Origin of the sequence: Pontibacter diazotrophicus, assembly GCF_003367245.1 — a bacterium.
Taxonomy (GTDB): domain Bacteria; phylum Bacteroidota; class Bacteroidia; order Cytophagales; family Hymenobacteraceae; genus Pontibacter; species Pontibacter diazotrophicus.
Window position 1 is genome coordinate 42,977 of sequence record NZ_QRGR01000037.1, and the last position, 14,964, is coordinate 57,940.

A 14,964-nucleotide genomic window follows, 5' to 3' on the forward strand; every position below is an offset into this window, starting at 1 on the left:
CGAGATTCAGGATAAATCTCGCAATCATAACTAAAGGCATACTCTGTAAGCACCATGATTCAAAACATCGAAAAGAAAATAAAGCTCGCGCTGGCTATCAGCGTGGGCAGCTTTGTCACCAGCCTTATCATCGTCGGCTTAACCTTTGTCTTTGCCTATAGCCTAGTAAACGAGCAACGCAAAAACATCTACGTGCTCGACCACAACGTGCCGGTGCTGGTGCGTCAGACGGAGCACGGCACCAATAGGGAGGTAGAATATGAGTCGCACGTGAATATGTTCCACCTGCTTTTCTTTACGCTCCCTCCCGATGATGAGTACATCAAGAACAATCTGAACAAAGCCATGTACCTGGTGGATGATACAGGCCTGGCACAATACAACAACCTCAGGGAGAAAGGCTACTACAATTCTATCCTGGCCAGCTCCGCGCTGCTCACTATCCAGACCGACAGTATCACCGTGGATGAGAACGGACACTTTACCTATTACGCCAAACAGCGCATCGAGAGGCCCACCTCTATCGCCACAAGAGCACTGATTACAGAGGGGGATCTACAGGATGTTTCCAGAACTGATAATAATCCCCATGGGCTCATCATCAAAAACTGGAAAACAGTGCTTAACAAAGACCTGAAGTATGTGGAGAAGAAGAATTTTTAACTGGGCTAATGCTCACCAGAAGGCGGTGGTGATAGGCATGTTCTGCTTAATGGTCACCGGTATCGTCTGGCTTGTAGCCAGGCCCAGAGAGGAGCAGGGAGGCTTTGATGCTACAACTAAGCTTCTCTACTCCGGCTTCAACAAAGAGTACCAGGCGCGGCCTGTGACTGCAAATGTAATGGAGATGATGCGTCTCTATGGAGAAGTGCAAGCTATCAATCCCGATAGCCTCACGGCCCGCGACAGCGCTTTTCTAAAGGGTATAGACCAACAGCTAAACAATATCATCCATGAATAAGATAGATTTCAAAAACGGCCGCTATATTTTGCCCCTCATCGTACTGCCGGTACTTTTTATATTTAATTACCTCTACCTCGACACCTTCGGATCTGGTAATGAAACCTCCTCAGAGCTTATCGAGGCGGCGCCGGTGGAAGCAACAACTTTCAACACAGCGCTTCCGGACGCTAATTTGAAAACCCGCGAGACAAAAGATAAATTTTCAGCCTCTAGGGAAGAGCACAAAAACAGAATAGACTATTCTGCTATACGTGAGCTGGAGGGGGAACAGAATGCGAACCAGGTGTATGGTAGTGTGTACTCAGCGAAGGAGCAGGCTCTGCTTGACAGCCTCAATAACCAGATACTGGCTGGCCAGCAGCCTGCCCCATTCATGGAGCGGGTGAACCAACGGCAGGAGAGCGCACGCTACGCTTCGGCCGCTGCTCCGGCAAGGAGAGCGCCCCGAAAGGCAGAGTCTGATTATGAAAAGGAAATGCGTCTGTTCCGTGAGCAGATGGCTTACGTGGATAGTCTGTCCAGGGCAGGAGAGGGGGCGGTAGCACCCCAGAAGCCAGCCCGCGTTTTAAACGCGGCCTTACCCGCAGAGCCGGAACCGGAGGCACTGGCTGTAAGCAAGACGGCAAATGCTAACAGTGCCTACTTCAACACGGTTTCAGGTGCTCCTGCTGAGCAGTTCATCAAAGCTATTCTGGATGAGGGACTGAAGGTCGGGGAAGGGGGCAGAATTCGCGTTAGGCTACTCGACGACATTTATGTCGCCGACATGGAAATAGAAAAAGGCAGCTACCTCTACGGCCTTGTCTCAGGCTTCAGCGCGCAAAGAGTAGATATCACCATTACTTCTATCCTGCAGGGGGAGGAGGTGCTGCCTGTCAGCCTGAGCGTGTATGATAACGACGGATTGAAGGGACTGTATGTGCCGGACTCGCAGTTCCGGGAGTTCACCAAAGAGCTGGCCAGCCGTGCCACGCAGGGGCAGTCTGTGAACTTTGGCTCTGATGCCTCTTCTTCAGCTGAAATGCTCTACTCCATGGCAGACCGCATGGCTCAGACTGCGACACGGGCAGCAGGCAGCGCCATTAAACGCAACAAAGCAAAGCTCAAATACAACACGATTGTCTACCTGATTGATAACAAAGCCAAAAAAAGATAAAATGAAGAAGCTCACTTTCATGCTCTCTCTCCTGCTGCTTTCTGTGCTCGCCTTCGGGCAGAAGAAGGATCCGCAAACCATCTACATACACCAGGACATCTCCACTCATTTTGTCAGCCCGGAGCCTATCCAGTATGTTGACATCTCTACTGACGATGTAGCCGGTGATATACCGGTAGCCAATATATTGCGGGTAAAGCCCAAGAACGGAAAACCAGCACTGGGCGTGGTGACTATTGTAGGCGAGCGGTTCATGGTCCAGTACAAGCTAAGCTATGCCCAAACCTCAGGCGGGGCGCAGTCAGAGGTAAGAATAGACCCCGCGCAGGTAGATGAATTCATCAACCCGGCCGTGGCCATGAGCACCGAGGAGATGCAGCGCTTTGCACTGGCGGCCGTGCAGGGAAAGCCGAAGGTATTGCACGTATCGAACCGCAAGCAGAAGGTTGAAATCCGTCTCAATAACATCTACACCGTGGGCGACTACTTCTTTATGGATGTGTCGATGAAGAACCGCACCAACATTGCCTACGACATTGACCAGATCCGCTTCCTGATTGAGGATAAGAAAGTAGTGAAGGCCACTAACTTCCAGCAGCTGGAGGTAGAACCAGTGTTCACGCTCTACGACACGGACCACTTCAAGCGCAAATACCGCAACGTGTTTGTGTTCCGCAAATTCACCTTCCCTGATGAGAAGGTGCTCAACATGGAAGTGGCAGAAGAGCAGGTGTCAGGACGTACTATATCGCTTAAAGTCAATTATAGGGACGTGCTGAACGCAGATACGCTATAGGTTCATTAGCATCATGGTGTTAATGAACCTCATTACTTTCATTTCCCTTTTGTAAGTCTTTACTGCTATGGAAGAATCAAGCGAGATTAAAAAGCTATACTCGTTTCTGCAGGGCTTTGTCTACCTTACCCTGATAGTGGAGTTTGCCGTGCTCCTGTATGCGGATGCGGCTTTTCTGGCCAGCGTGAAGCCGGTAGTGGATAGGCTCTCACGTCTCCCCATCTACGAGAACATCTATTTCTCCAAGGCTTTCACTTTCGGGATGATCATGATAGTGGCCCTGGGCACCAAGGCGCAGAAGAACCTAAATTTCGACCCGATAAAGCATGTCTTCCTGCCGCTTTTTATGGGAGTGGTGTTATTCCTAGGTTCGGGATTCTTCTATTTCTACGTGAGTGAGACGATGCTTCTTTACGGCATCACGCTTTTTGAAGTACTCTATATTGTCTTTTCCCTAATGGGTGCTATCATGATAAACGTGGCGCTCAACAATATATCAAAGTCTATCCAGAGCGGTTTGATGAAGGACAGGTTTAACGTGGAGAATGAGTCTTTCGAGCAGTCGCGGGAACTGATGGACACGCTTTACTCGGTAAACATCCCCATGCTCTACTATCACAAGCGGAAAATTAATAAGGGCTGGCTCAACATCGTCAATCCCTTCCGGGCTACGCTCCTGATAGGCACACCCGGCTCCGGAAAGTCTTTCTCAATAGTGAACCCGTTTATCAAGCAAATGCTGGCCAAGGGCTTCTCTATGGCACTGTATGATTTTAAGTTTCCCGATTTAGGGAAACTCGCTTACTATCACTACCTGGTGAACAAGAAGAAAGGCCCCCTCAAAAACCACAAATTTCATGTTATCAACTTCAACAGCGTGGAGCATAGCCGCAGGTTCAACCCGCTCAAGCCCGAGTACCTGCCTACGCTGGCCGATGCGATTGAGACCGCCGAGGCGCTCCTGCAGTCGCTCAACAAAAACGATAAGGAGTCAGGGGCTGCGCAGTTCTTCACCCAGTCGGCCGTAAACTTTCTGGCCAGCTGTATCTTTTTCATGAGCCGGTACCAGGGAGGGAGGTTCTCGACCTTTCCGCATGTGCTGTCCCTGCTCAACCTGAGCTATGATGAAATCTTTGACCTGCTTTTCTCTGAACCACAACTGGGGAGCCTGCTCTCTCCCTTCCGCACGGCTTATATGAACAAAGCGTTCGACCAGCTGGAAGGGCAGATAGGCACGCTTAAAATCAACATCGGCCGTCTGGCCACAAAGGAAACCTTCTGGGTGCTCTCCGGCGATGACTTTGATTTGAAGATCACCAACCCAGAGGCTCCGTCTGTGCTTGTGATTGCCAACGATCCCTCCACGCAGAGCATCAACAGCGCCTGCAATGCCCTTATCCTGAATCGCATGACCAAGCTCATTAACTCAAAAGGAAACCTGCCCTGTGGTCTGATAGTGGATGAGTCCCCGACGCTTTACGTGCACAAGGTAGAGAACCTGATAGCCACAGCGAGAAGCAACAAAATAGCCGTGCTGCTGGGCCTGCAGGAACTACCGCAGCTTCGCCAGCAGTACGGCAGGGAAACAGCCGATACTATCTGCGCGGTGGCTGCCAACGTACTCTCAGGCTCTGTCAGGAACAAAGAAACGCTGGACTGGCTGGAGAAGATATTCGGAAAGGTAAGGCAGCAGAAGCAGGGGGTGAGCATCGACCGGAACAGAACCTCCGTGAGCATGAATGAGGAGATGGGCCCGCTCATACCCGCCTCCAAAATAGCTAACCTGAGGGCTGGGGAAATGGTGGGGCAGGTTGCCTTTGACAACGCGGTATATGATGGAAGGCACGTAAGCAGCACGTACAACTGCAAAGTCAATCTTAACCTTAAGGAGGTTACAAAAGAGGAGGCTCAGTATGTTGATATGCCAATATTTTATAAATTTGGTTCTAGTGCCGCCCGTATAACCAAACTTGAAGCAAACTTCATTAAGATTAACAAGGACATTGAATCACTTATAGCCGCGTTTCAAGTATGAATATTACACTATCAGACATAGGGGGAAAGCTTAATACATTCCGCAAAACACTGGGCCTTTCACAGAAGGAGGTATCTGTGGCCATGGGTGTCCACCAGACACAAATCTCCAAGCTGGAGAAAGGAGAGGGCAGCAGCATTGAGCTGCTGCTGCAGATATTAAACTACTACAGCAGCAACTATCAGGTCAAGTACATTCTGGCAGATACATTTGAAATTGTCATGGGCGCAGCCGGGGAATCTCTCACAAGCCCTTACAACAGCATTGCCGTGGAGCGGCTCTCCCTGCTGGGGGAGGAAGTAAACGCCCAGCTGGTGGAAGTAAAAAAGCTACTCAGCAGCTCTCCTTCTTAGGTTACTGCTTCTTTATATTATGAAACAATTTATACGCTTAAAGTATAAGTATGAACTTTGACATCAAGGATCTCCCGTATGCGCAGTTTGAGAAGTTAGGTTTGAACAGGAAAGATGTCCTGAACATGAACGAGGACCTTGCTGCTCTGCTGTCAGGTAACCGCACCAGCCTTCGGACCTTCTCTGTGGAGCTGACCGGCGGGCAACGGTTTGAGACGGATGCCAAGCTCTCGCTCTTCCGCAACCCCGATAACTCGCTTTCGATTAACGTGCACCCTATCCGTGCCCAAATAAATAACGACATCGGCGCCACGGCCGAGGAACTGGAAAGGCTAAAGGCGGGAGGCCTGCTGGTCCGGGAGCATGTTGCCCTGAATGGGGAAAGGGAGCCGCATTACTTCCAGCTCGACCGGGAAACCAATGAGATACTTAAAGCCAGGGTGCGCGACTTCATCGTGCCCAGCGCCATAAAGGACGCTGTGCTTAGTTCAGATCAGAAAGAGCAGCTCCGCCAGGGCAATATAATAGAACTCAGATCAAAGGGAGGAGATGAAATTATACGTGCCCGGGTGGACTTAAACGAGCCCCGAGGATTCACCACAAAGCCTGAGGTGCTCGGGCAATCGGAAAGCAGGGGAGTGGGAGGCAATGCTGGAGAGATAAAGCCCTCCGGACCGAAGCGCTAAAGAGATGTAGGTTATGATGAGTTTCAAGGAATACCGGGAAAGAGTCGCCATCACACAGGCAGCTGAGTCACTGGGCTACGTGGTGGACCTGAGCAAGGGGCGCAGAAGCCTGGAGTACAAGCATCCGGATGGGGATACGGTTGTCATCAATAACCCGCGTGAGCCGGGCAGGCAGATGTATTTTAACCGGGACGGCAGCACCGACCGGGGATCTGTTATTGACTTCGTGGCCAGCAGGCTCCACCGGTTCAAAGAGACTTTCCCCTCGCAGACAGAAGGCGTCAATAAAGTGCTTTCCCGGCTAGCCAGTGAGCCGCAGACCTTCAAGCCTGCCTTTACCCCTCCGCCGCCTAAAGCCTTCGATGCGAGCCGCTATGAACTTCAGCCGCTGTCAGTGAGTAGGCTCCACTACCTCACCCGGGAGCGCGGCCTTGAAAGGGAGACAGTAGAGAAGTTCCTCCCCTTCATTGGCCTGGTAAAAGACACAGCCAAAGACCCGGATAAGGCATATGCCAACATTGCCTTTCCACTCACAAAGCCGGGCTCTGATGCTGTTGTCGGGCATGACCTTCGCAACTATGGCTTCAAGGCCGTGGCCACCGGCTCAGACAGGCAAAGCGGCATGTGGATAGCGGACTTCGCCGGCAGCCCGGCGCGCACCCAGAACGTGTTCTTCGCAGAAAACCCCATTGATGCCATGAGCTTTTACCAGCTTAGGCGCAGGGAAATGGATATGGAGACCGCGGTTTTCATATCCTTTGGCGGTGGCATTGCCCGGAACCAGATTCGCCTGGCACTCGAGCACTGGCCACAGGCAGCAAAGAGAACCCTGTTTGACAATGATTACCAGGGCAGGGTATATGATATCGTGCTGGCCACGGCCATCGCCGGAAAAGAGTCCTCTTTCCGGAAGGAATCCGACAGCCTGCACTTTACGGTAAGCGATAAAAAATTTGAAATACCTGTATCAACGCTCAGCCTGCGTGCTTTTGAACGGGAGTCGGGTATCCGCTCCGGCCTGCACGTGCACAAGGCCAGTGGCGCAAAAGACTTTAATGATCTGATTCACCCTTCTGCCGCGCAAAAAAAAAGACTAGCGGTGAAAATATAATTTAATCCAACTCCAAAAAACAAGCTTATGAAAACACTGTCAAAATTAACTGCACTCCTGTTTTTTATTTTATTGCTGGCTGGTTGCGACGATTCCGGGGGCGATGACCCTACGCCTGATGCTGCTACCTTTCGGGTGGATATTCAGCAAACAGGGGAGCACGAGAAGTTTATTAAGGTTATCTCAATCAGTGGCGGGAAATTTTACAAAACCAGCACCCAGGAGGAAATGCCAACCCTGCTCCTAGACGAAGACCTTACTGGAACAACTTACTCCTATGAGGCAGAGGGCGTAAGAGAACTCCGTTTCATGGCCACTATTGGCTTTAACCCAACGGAAGATGTCCCAGCGGAAATGGGGCTGAAGATAACTGTCTACCGGAACGATAAGCTCCTGGATGAGACAACCTACACTTTCACAGAAGACTCCGACACCGTGCAAAAAGAACTTACCTACAAGGCCAATCAATAGCTGTAACATGATAGAAGTCTACCACCGGGTTAACTACGAACCTAACATTGTGCTTGAAGCCGATGTCCAGATAAACCAAGAGGATTACGAAGCCGTGGCCGAAATAGACTCTGACGCAGTCGGTGATGCATGGAACCTGACACAGAACGGGTACAGCAGTTGGGTAAAGGGAAGGCATGTGAAAGCGCTGCTACCTGGTGACTCTCGCAGATCCTCCAGCATTGGGGATGTTTTCTCTGTTAACGGCCAGCTTCAGGTAATTCTTTTTGAGGGCTACGCACCGATAGAGTGGGGTGCTAAGGTAGATTTTAGACCTTCCTTCATGGCCAACCAATAGCAACCCTGGTCAAGCTTTCTCCTTCAGATGTTACAAACCTCCTTCAGAATGCAGAATTTTTCACTTATAAAATAAAATTTAAGCTGATTTTATATGTAATCTGGCTGAAAAAGAATAGGATAGCTATGTTACAACATCGGTATTTTTTGCATTGTGTTACGGTGAATATAATCAGATATTCATACTGCAGGTGATTTGCAAAACTAACGGCAGTGTGTGATGGCAGAAAACGAAGGAGGAGAAACAAAAGAAGAGTCCACAGCACCAAGCGGGGAGCGCCCTTTTATTCCGTTCCCGCGGGGGTGTGCGCTCAACCGACCTTTTGACACAGTCCCATTGCTCGATGTGTTAATGGAGAACGACGGCCCTATGGGCATGGCGCAGTCGCTGGATCATGCTTATGCAACACTGGCGGAGTACCTGGCTAATGACCCTAACACATCCGGCCAACAATATGGCCACATTCTTTATGACCTTCGCAGGCTAAGGAATGCGTTGCTGCAGGGAGGTGGCTGGCACCAGCTGTAGGCCCTCCCCGGCAAGCTTTGCACCCACCGTCCAGCACTCCGCCAAATTATGCTAATTTGTCAGAGAGCTTCCCGTGCGCTGGCCACAGTTCAGCCAGCCTTATCATTGCGCTGCTCTCCATTCTTCAGCTGTCAGAACAGTGGCTTTCCCTCCCCTCGCAAAGCAAGCGCCACCGCCTCTCTAGTAGACTGGCTATCAGTCTAACTAAAGCTTACCAATAACATAATTTTACAAAAGGGAAATGAAAGTAATATGGTTCATTAACCTCATTAAGATAATGTAATTAATGGACTTCATGATGTTAATGAGCAATACTACAAGCCCATAAATATTGCTAATTATTTTAGCTTAATATATAGATTTTGCTAATATTATTCGTATTTATGCCATATAACCGAACAACACATGACCTCACTCTTCGCTATTGTAGACGGAAATAACTTCTATGCCTCCTGTGAGCGCGTCTTTAACCCGGACCTGGAGGGCAAACCGGTGGTGGTGCTCTCCAACAATGACGGTGCTGTGATTGCCCGCAGCAATGAAGCAAAGGCGCTGGGCATCAGGATGGGCGTTCCCGCCTTCGAAATAAAGGAGCTCGTAAAGAAGCACGATATTAGGGTGCTCAGCAGCAACTATGAACTGTATGGGGATATGTCAAGGAGAGTCGTAGATACGCTTCTGTGCTTCACGCCGCACCTGGAGGTGTATTCCATAGACGAATCGTTCCTGGACCTGGGCAACTTCTACAACGTGAACATTAAGGACTACGCGCGCACCATGAAGGACACGGTCAGGCTGTGGACAGGTATTCCCGTGGCCGTTGGCGTGGCTCCCACCAAGACACTGGCAAAAGTAGCCAACCGCATCTCCAAGAAGTCAGCGAAGGCCAATGGCGTGCTGGTGCTCACAGACGAAAGGCACATAGAGGAGGCGCTGAAGCGCACGGAAGTGGGAGATGTGTGGGGTATCGGCTCAAGGTATGCCAAGAAGCTGGCGACCTTCGGCGTCACCACCGCCTGGCAGCTTCGCAACGTGTCGGACGCCTTTGCCAAGAAGCACCTAACTGTTATGGGGCTTAGAACTGTTAAGGAGTTGAGGGGCATGGCATGCATTGACCTGGAGATGATACCGGCATCGAAGCAGAACATCTGCACCTCCCGAAGCTTCGGTACCCCCCTCACCGAGCTGGAGGAGATAAAAGGGGCGCTGGCCACGCACACTGTGCGCTGCGCCACTAAGCTCCGCGCACAGAGTAGCTGTGCCGGCGTGCTTACTGTCTTTCTGGAAACGAGCCGCTTCAACGATCCGAACCAAATCTACTTCAACAGCCGCACCGTCAAACTCGACTGCCCGACCGCCAGTGAGGTGGAGCTGCTGCGCTGTGCCATGGACGCTTTGCGGAACATCTACCGGGAAGGCTACCGCTATAAGAAGACCGGCATCATCCTGCAGGACATTGTGCCGGACAACCAGGTGCAGCTGAACCTGCTCAGCAGCCCTAACATTGACCGTGACATGAAGCTGATGAATACACTGGACAGCCTGAGAGACAGGTTTGGGCATAAGAGCGTGCGCTATGGCGTACAGGGCTTCAAAGACGAGTGGGCCCTGAAGCAGGAGAACGTTTCGCCTTGCTATACTACAAGAATAGGGGAAATCATAAAGGTAAAGTAAGTGGTTTAATATGAAAAGGTTTATGTAATAGAAGGCGGGCTCTGCCACCCACAGGTGATGCTCATCGTAGAGTAAGGAAATTCTAAACTAAACTTCCTATGTGCGGCAGATATACAGTTGTCCCGAAAGCCAAAGGTGATTCACGGGTTGCAAAGCTGATTGAGAAGCAGCTGAAAGAGGGGCATTACAATGCGGCTCCTTCACAGGCCCTGCCTGTGGTGACCAACCAGCAACCAAACGAGCTTCAGTTCTTTTCCTGGGGCCTGCAGCCCTTCTGGGCAAAGGATGTGAAGTCAGTGAAGCGTTCTATTAATGCTCGGTCTGAAACGCTGGCAGAAAAGCCTTCCTTCCGGAACTTGCTGAAATCAAAGCGCTGCCTAATACCAGCAGACGGTTTCTTTGAGTGGCAGAAAACAGAACACGGGAAGGTGCCTCACCGCATCCAGCTCAGGAGCGAGGATATGTTTTCCTTTGCCGGGCTGTGGGATGAGTGGATTGATAAAAGCACCGGTGAGATACTGCACACCTACGCCATCATCACCACGGAGGCTAATGACCTGGTAAAGCCCATCCATGACCGCATGCCTGTTATACTATCGCCTGAGGCAGAAGAACTATGGCTCGATGAGCATGAGTCGCAGGAGGATTTGCTTTCGCTCCTAAAGCCATATGCTGCAGATGAGATGAAAGCTTATGCCGTGTCCGGGCTTGTAAACTCCCCGCATAACAATGTACCGGAGGTAATCAATTCACTATAGTAACTATTGTAAACTAAGCCACCTACTACCAGGTGGCTTTTGCTTTTAATATAGACTATAAAAAGTTTACTCTTATCTGCACCCGCTCGGCACTAGGTTCTGTAGTAGAGGCTACGTTGACTCTGTCACTCTCGTCAAAGTAACCAGCCAGTCCTTTGATGATGCCGATGGCAAAGCCGGACATCCTGCGTTTGGATTGGTAATCAATGATGAGGAGGTTCTTTCCGACTGTGGTCACGTGCAGCGGCGGCGGGTTAATATTGTCGTTCTCCTTCCTGATGCCCCCGTGCATGTGCGAGCCGATGTGCAGTAGCATATCATAAGTTCTCCAGGTGGGATTTACAAATCTTTTGAAGACCAGCAGTAGGTCAGGCACCAGGAACTCGCCGAACCTTTCCTGAAACGCCTGATATGGGATGCTCTCTTGGCGGGCAGCAGCGGCCATGATGGTAACCAACTCTGATATAGGGTAAACCTCGTCCATCTGGTAAGGCGAGGCCTTGCGGTTCTGAAGTCCTTTTTCCTCTAAAATGTCAATCCAGGTGTTGTAATTATGCTTGTACTCCACGAATCGCTTCAGAAATACGAAGATAGACCCGTGCATGTGATCTTTGAAAATGGTATGCATTTAAACTTCTCACTAATTAACCGTGCTACAACACGGGTAAAGGTAAATATATTGGTTGCGTTGATAATTAAACTTTCTCTAACAGCCAATCCATGGCTTCTGTTTTGTCGATGAAGTTCTTGAACTCTATTGGGAGATTTAGTTCCTGCCTGATCTCCCCTGAAAGTTTAGCCGAACTTTCCTCACGAGTCGCATTAGTGGTTGCGACACGGGCAATTCTCTTCAGGCGGGTTTTCATTAAGTCCATGCCAAACTGTAAGACAATGGCCTTATAGGCTTCGTTCTCAACTTCAATCATTGATTCGCTTGAATCCAACAGGAGCTTTTTGATGTCATAGTTTCTGATGTTGTCAACGATAAGCCCTAAGCAGAAGCTTACTTCTGACATCCCAAACTGCCTTACGTCCGGCATGCTTGTGACCAGGACATCCGATACAGGATCGTAGTTGAGGTTGATTATCCCGCTGTAGATGAGCATTTTTTTAGCTTTTAGATGAAAAAGGAAAGTAAAGATACACTTTTTCGTTTCTATGCTTTTTAACGGATCTCATGATCAGTATTGAGGTTAATTAACCTAATGACGATAATGGAAGACATTAATCCTTAAAAATTAATGTCCATTATTACATACTCGGCAACAGCCACCCACGCAGTGCTTTCCGCTTCAGAGAGTTCTTCCCAAGAGGGCATTACCTGCGACTCCTCTAGGCTGTCGCTATACTTGGAATACATCTGCTTTGCTAAATCTTCTTTATTCATAACATTAGGTTAATTAACCTCATTATCCGCATTACCTTAATGAGGAGCATTACTTGTCAGATTCTTCTATCATAGCCTTATACTCCTCGTACTCCTCATCCCCCATCAGTCCGCGCACGTACTTCTCCTGCCCCACATCGTTTTTTTCCTGAACGTACCTGGTGAAGGAGAGCACTGTCCGGCACCATTCGAATCCTTTGGCGGCCATGTCCCTAGAAATATTCTCCGGCAGGCCCTCCAACCACTCTTCGTAATCCTGGTGCGTAGGCTCGTGCTCTGCCGCCGCCTGGTGATAGCGGTAGACAGCGTTGGCGTAGCTGTATAAAAGCTCTTGAGAGCGCCGCTGGTCCTCAGGTAGCTTCGTAATTGTTGCCTCCTGTGTCCGGTTACAATGCTCCAGCGGGTGTTTGACTTCAATCATGCCTTGAAATTATAATTTAAATTTACAAAAGGGGAAAGAAAGCGATAAGTCAAATATAGCAATTGTTGAAGCATATCTTTTGTACACCTAACATATTATATAGCTTTGCGTAAACCGCATCAAATGGCAGACAAAGCACATCCTCGATTCGTCACACCCTATAAATACGCGCAACTCTGCGGTGTGTCGGATTCTGCTATATATCAACGCATAGAGCGGGGCCAGCTAGAGGTGCATGTTGAGCAATCTTTGGACGGTAAAGAAAAGCGATATGTTGACACAGAGAAGTTTCCGCCGGAGAAGCTAATTTACTATCCTATCCAATACAAGGGCAAGAAGAAGAAAAAAGAGTAAATATTTTTTAATAAAACTCTTGGGTATACCAAACATAATCTTGTTCTTTTGCGTATAATATTATATAGAAGGAAAGGGGAATAGCCTTTTTTATTTCTTCAAACTCTTGGGTATGTATAAGATATTAGTCTTGAAAGCAATATTCCAAACCAGAGAAGGGCAGCTGATATGCAAGGCCAGTAGCCTCGACTACACCACCAGGCAGCGCGCGGTGAAGGTAGCCATCAGCAAAGGAGCCCAGACGCTGCAGTCTACGGACGAGCGCGGGCGTGTGCAGGACCTGACGCATATCCTTCAGAACCGAGTTTTATCCTTCCGTCACAGCCTCTAAGCGATTTCTATGGGAACTACCTCAACACAGCACGGAAACAGTCAACAGGGAGCAAAGTACACAGTTGGCTTCAAGACCTACAAAACAGCCGGGCGCGTGAAGATGCGAGAGGTGAAGATTTACCGCAACGGTGCCTGGATCTACTGCGATGCTTTTACAGAGGAAGAGCGGGAGACACACGAGGCGTGGGCAAAGGCGTTCCTGGAGGCAATGAAACTCAACGATACCCGGCAGTATCAGGAGAAGCCAGCGCAAGAGAAAGCATCTGAAGAAATGCCGCTGCAGGCGGTGCAGCAGCAGCTATGGAACAACATCCTGAAGCTGCGGGAGGCGGGGCTGATGACAAACAGAGAGGCCGCCAACATTTGCCTGGTGTGCTTCACCTGGACAGAAGAGCAGGCCAGACACAGGCTAACAGAACTAAAAGAAAGATACCTCACCAGGAAATAGAAAACATGGAACAGTCCACACCAAATCCGGAATTGCAGAAGCCCTTTTACAGGCTGGCAACTAATAGTCGTGCTCCTAAAAGCACCTTTGACATGGCCCCCCTGCTCCAGGTGCTCACTCAAGAAGACAGCCCGCTGGAGATGGCCCGTTCCCTGGACGAGGTATACACGCTGCTGGCTGAGTATCTGGTCAGCGATGCCGGCACCTACGGGACGCACTACGCCGGCCTCCTCTCCGATTTACGGAAGATGCGTGACGCCTTGTTGGAGGGAAGCGGCCAGTTTGATATCCGGAAAAAGCCCAAAGGAGAGAAGCCCCCCAAAGGCTAAACAAGCCGTCAGAAGCCTTTATACCATCATGCAGAATACTACTTATCTAATCATCCATCAAATTTTACTCCTATGAACGCATACGGAAAATTCAATCAATTGGCAGAGCAGGTAACTAATGAGGTCATCACGCAGCTAGAGCAGGGCAAGGTGCCTTGGCAGAAACCTTGGACTTCTTACGGGCTCCCGAAGAACTACTTCTCCGGCCGGCCCTATGAAGGCTTCAACGCCTTTTACCTCCACTACATCACCGAAGAGAGGCACTTCACCACGCCTTACTTCCTTACCTTCAAACAGGCAAAGGAACTGGGCGGGCACGTGAAGAAAGGCGAGAAAGGCACCCCTATCATTTACTGGAAAATCAGAGAGGAGAAAGCAGGTGAAAATGTCAATGAGCAGGCAGAGGAGGAGAAAGAGCACGGAAGAAAGTTTGTCCCCTTTATCTGGACCGTGTTCAACATCGACCAGGTAGAGGGCGTGGACTTTGCCCTGCCGGAAGCTGTGGAGTGCACCGAGCTGCAGGTGATAGAGGCCTGCCAGCGTGTGGTGGAGAATTATCCTATGCCGCGGCCCCACATCGGGCACGGCGGCGCGCAGGCCTATTATGCCCCTGTGAGCGACAGGGTGCAGCTGCCGGAGCTGAAGTACTTTGTTTCTCCCCACGCCTACCACGCTACGCTCTTCCATGAGCTGATACATAATGCCGCAGAAAAGATTATGCCGCACCAGATAGGCTGGGTGTTTGTTTTAGCGCTTTTCCGGTGCGGATGTGCGGCATAATTTTTCTAAGTTGTTTTGTTTCTATTTTGCTTCCTCAACTAAA

The 14,964-nt window shown here is 49.9% G+C and carries 22 protein-coding genes; 18 read left to right on the forward strand and 4 right to left on the reverse strand.

The genetic code is table 11. The features are described from left to right. Positions 1–54: 54 nt before the first annotated feature. From traK to DXT99_RS23625, 13 genes are all read left to right on the forward strand, one after another. Entirely contained in the window at positions 55–663 is a 609-nt protein-coding gene (gene traK / locus DXT99_RS23565) for a conjugative transposon protein TraK (protein ID WP_115568056.1), read from the forward strand. Next, positions 641–961: a hypothetical protein gene (locus DXT99_RS23570; protein WP_115568057.1), complete on the forward strand. Its 321-nt coding sequence runs from the start codon at positions 641–643 to the stop codon at positions 959–961. Before traK ends, DXT99_RS23570 begins: the two co-directional genes overlap by 23 nt. Further along, positions 954–2,120 (forward strand): conjugative transposon protein TraM, encoded by a 1,167-nt coding sequence (locus DXT99_RS23575; protein ID WP_115568058.1) that lies wholly within the window; start codon positions 954–956, stop codon positions 2,118–2,120. Before DXT99_RS23570 ends, DXT99_RS23575 begins: the two co-directional genes overlap by 8 nt. A 1-nt stretch (position 2,121) precedes the next feature. Then, the gene (gene traN, locus DXT99_RS23580) at positions 2,122–2,916 is read left to right on the forward strand and encodes a conjugative transposon protein TraN (protein ID WP_115568059.1); all 795 of its coding nucleotides are present in this window, start codon (positions 2,122–2,124) and stop codon (positions 2,914–2,916) included. 67 nt (positions 2,917–2,983) lie between these two features. Beyond that, positions 2,984–4,951, forward strand: coding sequence for a type IV secretory system conjugative DNA transfer family protein (locus DXT99_RS23585; protein ID WP_115568060.1), 1,968 nt, complete (start codon positions 2,984–2,986; stop codon positions 4,949–4,951). Beyond that, on the forward strand, positions 4,948–5,304 hold the full coding sequence (locus tag DXT99_RS23590) for a helix-turn-helix domain-containing protein (protein ID WP_115568061.1): 357 nt from the start codon (positions 4,948–4,950) through the stop codon (positions 5,302–5,304). The genes DXT99_RS23585 and DXT99_RS23590 overlap by 4 nt, the downstream gene beginning before the upstream one ends. 50 nt (positions 5,305–5,354) lie before the next feature. Further along, positions 5,355–5,990, forward strand: a complete 636-nt coding sequence (locus DXT99_RS23595; protein ID WP_115568062.1) for a DUF4099 domain-containing protein — start codon at positions 5,355–5,357, stop codon at positions 5,988–5,990. 13 nt (positions 5,991–6,003) lie between these two features. After that, entirely contained in the window at positions 6,004–7,101 is a 1,098-nt protein-coding gene (locus tag DXT99_RS23600; protein WP_115568063.1) for a DUF3991 domain-containing protein, read from the forward strand. 27 nt (positions 7,102–7,128) lie between these two features. Further along, positions 7,129–7,572 carry a beta-barrel fold lipoprotein gene (locus DXT99_RS23605; RefSeq protein ID WP_115568064.1) on the forward strand — a complete coding sequence of 148 codons (444 nt, stop codon included), beginning with the start codon at positions 7,129–7,131 and terminating at the stop codon, positions 7,570–7,572. A 7-nt stretch (positions 7,573–7,579) separates the two neighbouring features. After that, a complete protein-coding gene (locus DXT99_RS23610; RefSeq protein WP_115568065.1) occupies positions 7,580–7,909 on the forward strand; it encodes a hypothetical protein in 330 nt (109 codons plus the stop codon). A 219-nt stretch (positions 7,910–8,128) separates the two neighbouring features. Further along, positions 8,129–8,437: a hypothetical protein gene (locus DXT99_RS23615; protein ID WP_115568066.1), complete on the forward strand. Its 309-nt coding sequence runs from the start codon at positions 8,129–8,131 to the stop codon at positions 8,435–8,437. 405 nt (positions 8,438–8,842) lie between these two features. Next, positions 8,843–10,111, forward strand: coding sequence for a Y-family DNA polymerase (locus tag DXT99_RS23620; protein WP_115568067.1), 1,269 nt, complete (start codon positions 8,843–8,845; stop codon positions 10,109–10,111). 98 nt (positions 10,112–10,209) lie between these two features. Beyond that, positions 10,210–10,869, forward strand: a complete 660-nt coding sequence (locus tag DXT99_RS23625) for an SOS response-associated peptidase (protein WP_115568068.1) — start codon at positions 10,210–10,212, stop codon at positions 10,867–10,869. Positions 10,870–10,924: 55 nt separating this feature from the next. On the opposite strand, the gene DXT99_RS23630 is transcribed toward DXT99_RS23625, so the two are convergent. The 4 genes from DXT99_RS23630 to DXT99_RS23640 form a co-directional block, all read right to left on the reverse strand. Further along, positions 10,925–11,473, reverse strand: coding sequence for a heme NO-binding domain-containing protein (locus DXT99_RS23630; RefSeq protein WP_181885237.1), 549 nt, complete (start codon positions 11,471–11,473; stop codon positions 10,925–10,927). Between the two features lie 91 nt (positions 11,474–11,564). After that, complete coding sequence (locus tag DXT99_RS23635; RefSeq protein WP_115568070.1) at positions 11,565–11,975, reverse strand: hypothetical protein; 411 nt, start codon at positions 11,973–11,975, stop codon at positions 11,565–11,567. 125 nt (positions 11,976–12,100) lie between these two features. Then, positions 12,101–12,256, reverse strand: a complete 156-nt coding sequence (locus DXT99_RS27195) for a hypothetical protein (RefSeq protein ID WP_181885238.1) — start codon at positions 12,254–12,256, stop codon at positions 12,101–12,103. Between the two features lie 49 nt (positions 12,257–12,305). Beyond that, the gene (locus DXT99_RS23640) at positions 12,306–12,677 is read right to left on the reverse strand and encodes a hypothetical protein (protein WP_115568071.1); all 372 of its coding nucleotides are present in this window, start codon (positions 12,675–12,677) and stop codon (positions 12,306–12,308) included. A 123-nt stretch (positions 12,678–12,800) separates the two neighbouring features. On the opposite strand from DXT99_RS23640, the gene DXT99_RS23645 reads away from it, so the two are divergent. The 5 genes from DXT99_RS23645 to DXT99_RS23665 all read left to right on the forward strand — a co-directional run bounded on the left by DXT99_RS23645 (position 12,801) and on the right by DXT99_RS23665 (position 14,921). Next, positions 12,801–13,031 (forward strand): hypothetical protein, encoded by a 231-nt coding sequence (locus DXT99_RS23645; RefSeq protein ID WP_115568072.1) that lies wholly within the window; start codon positions 12,801–12,803, stop codon positions 13,029–13,031. 130 nt (positions 13,032–13,161) lie between these two features. Then, a complete protein-coding gene (locus tag DXT99_RS23650) occupies positions 13,162–13,362 on the forward strand; it encodes a hypothetical protein (RefSeq protein ID WP_181885239.1) in 201 nt (66 codons plus the stop codon). 9 nt (positions 13,363–13,371) lie between these two features. Next, entirely contained in the window at positions 13,372–13,812 is a 441-nt protein-coding gene (locus tag DXT99_RS23655) for a hypothetical protein (RefSeq protein ID WP_115568074.1), read from the forward strand. 5 nt (positions 13,813–13,817) lie between these two features. After that, a complete protein-coding gene (locus DXT99_RS23660) occupies positions 13,818–14,141 on the forward strand; it encodes a hypothetical protein (protein ID WP_115568075.1) in 324 nt (107 codons plus the stop codon). A 72-nt stretch (positions 14,142–14,213) separates the two neighbouring features. Continuing rightward, the gene (locus DXT99_RS23665) at positions 14,214–14,921 is read left to right on the forward strand and encodes an ArdC family protein (RefSeq protein ID WP_115568076.1); all 708 of its coding nucleotides are present in this window, start codon (positions 14,214–14,216) and stop codon (positions 14,919–14,921) included. Positions 14,922–14,964 lie beyond the last annotated feature (43 nt).

Coding starts and splice junctions, on each gene's coding strand:
- traK (WP_115568056.1), top strand. CDS start 55: ATGATTCAAAACATCGAAAAGAAAATAAAGCTCGCGCTGGCTATCAGC.
- DXT99_RS23570 (WP_115568057.1), top strand. CDS start 641: ATGTGGAGAAGAAGAATTTTTAACTGGGCTAATGCTCACCAGAAGGCG.
- DXT99_RS23575 (WP_115568058.1), top strand. CDS start 954: ATGAATAAGATAGATTTCAAAAACGGCCGCTATATTTTGCCCCTCATC.
- traN (WP_115568059.1), top strand. CDS start 2,122: ATGAAGAAGCTCACTTTCATGCTCTCTCTCCTGCTGCTTTCTGTGCTC.
- DXT99_RS23585 (WP_115568060.1), top strand. CDS start 2,984: ATGGAAGAATCAAGCGAGATTAAAAAGCTATACTCGTTTCTGCAGGGC.
- DXT99_RS23590 (WP_115568061.1), top strand. CDS start 4,948: ATGAATATTACACTATCAGACATAGGGGGAAAGCTTAATACATTCCGC.
- DXT99_RS23595 (WP_115568062.1), top strand. CDS start 5,355: ATGAACTTTGACATCAAGGATCTCCCGTATGCGCAGTTTGAGAAGTTA.
- DXT99_RS23600 (WP_115568063.1), top strand. CDS start 6,004: ATGATGAGTTTCAAGGAATACCGGGAAAGAGTCGCCATCACACAGGCA.
- DXT99_RS23605 (WP_115568064.1), top strand. CDS start 7,129: ATGAAAACACTGTCAAAATTAACTGCACTCCTGTTTTTTATTTTATTG.
- DXT99_RS23610 (WP_115568065.1), top strand. CDS start 7,580: ATGATAGAAGTCTACCACCGGGTTAACTACGAACCTAACATTGTGCTT.
- DXT99_RS23615 (WP_115568066.1), top strand. CDS start 8,129: ATGGCAGAAAACGAAGGAGGAGAAACAAAAGAAGAGTCCACAGCACCA.
- DXT99_RS23620 (WP_115568067.1), top strand. CDS start 8,843: ATGACCTCACTCTTCGCTATTGTAGACGGAAATAACTTCTATGCCTCC.
- DXT99_RS23625 (WP_115568068.1), top strand. CDS start 10,210: ATGTGCGGCAGATATACAGTTGTCCCGAAAGCCAAAGGTGATTCACGG.
- DXT99_RS23630 (WP_181885237.1), bottom strand. CDS start 11,473: ATGCACGGGTCTATCTTCGTATTTCTGAAGCGATTCGTGGAGTACAAG.
- DXT99_RS23635 (WP_115568070.1), bottom strand. CDS start 11,975: ATGCTCATCTACAGCGGGATAATCAACCTCAACTACGATCCTGTATCG.
- DXT99_RS27195 (WP_181885238.1), bottom strand. CDS start 12,256: ATGAATAAAGAAGATTTAGCAAAGCAGATGTATTCCAAGTATAGCGAC.
- DXT99_RS23640 (WP_115568071.1), bottom strand. CDS start 12,677: ATGATTGAAGTCAAACACCCGCTGGAGCATTGTAACCGGACACAGGAG.
- DXT99_RS23645 (WP_115568072.1), top strand. CDS start 12,801: ATGGCAGACAAAGCACATCCTCGATTCGTCACACCCTATAAATACGCG.
- DXT99_RS23655 (WP_115568074.1), top strand. CDS start 13,372: ATGGGAACTACCTCAACACAGCACGGAAACAGTCAACAGGGAGCAAAG.
- DXT99_RS23660 (WP_115568075.1), top strand. CDS start 13,818: ATGGAACAGTCCACACCAAATCCGGAATTGCAGAAGCCCTTTTACAGG.
- DXT99_RS23665 (WP_115568076.1), top strand. CDS start 14,214: ATGAACGCATACGGAAAATTCAATCAATTGGCAGAGCAGGTAACTAAT.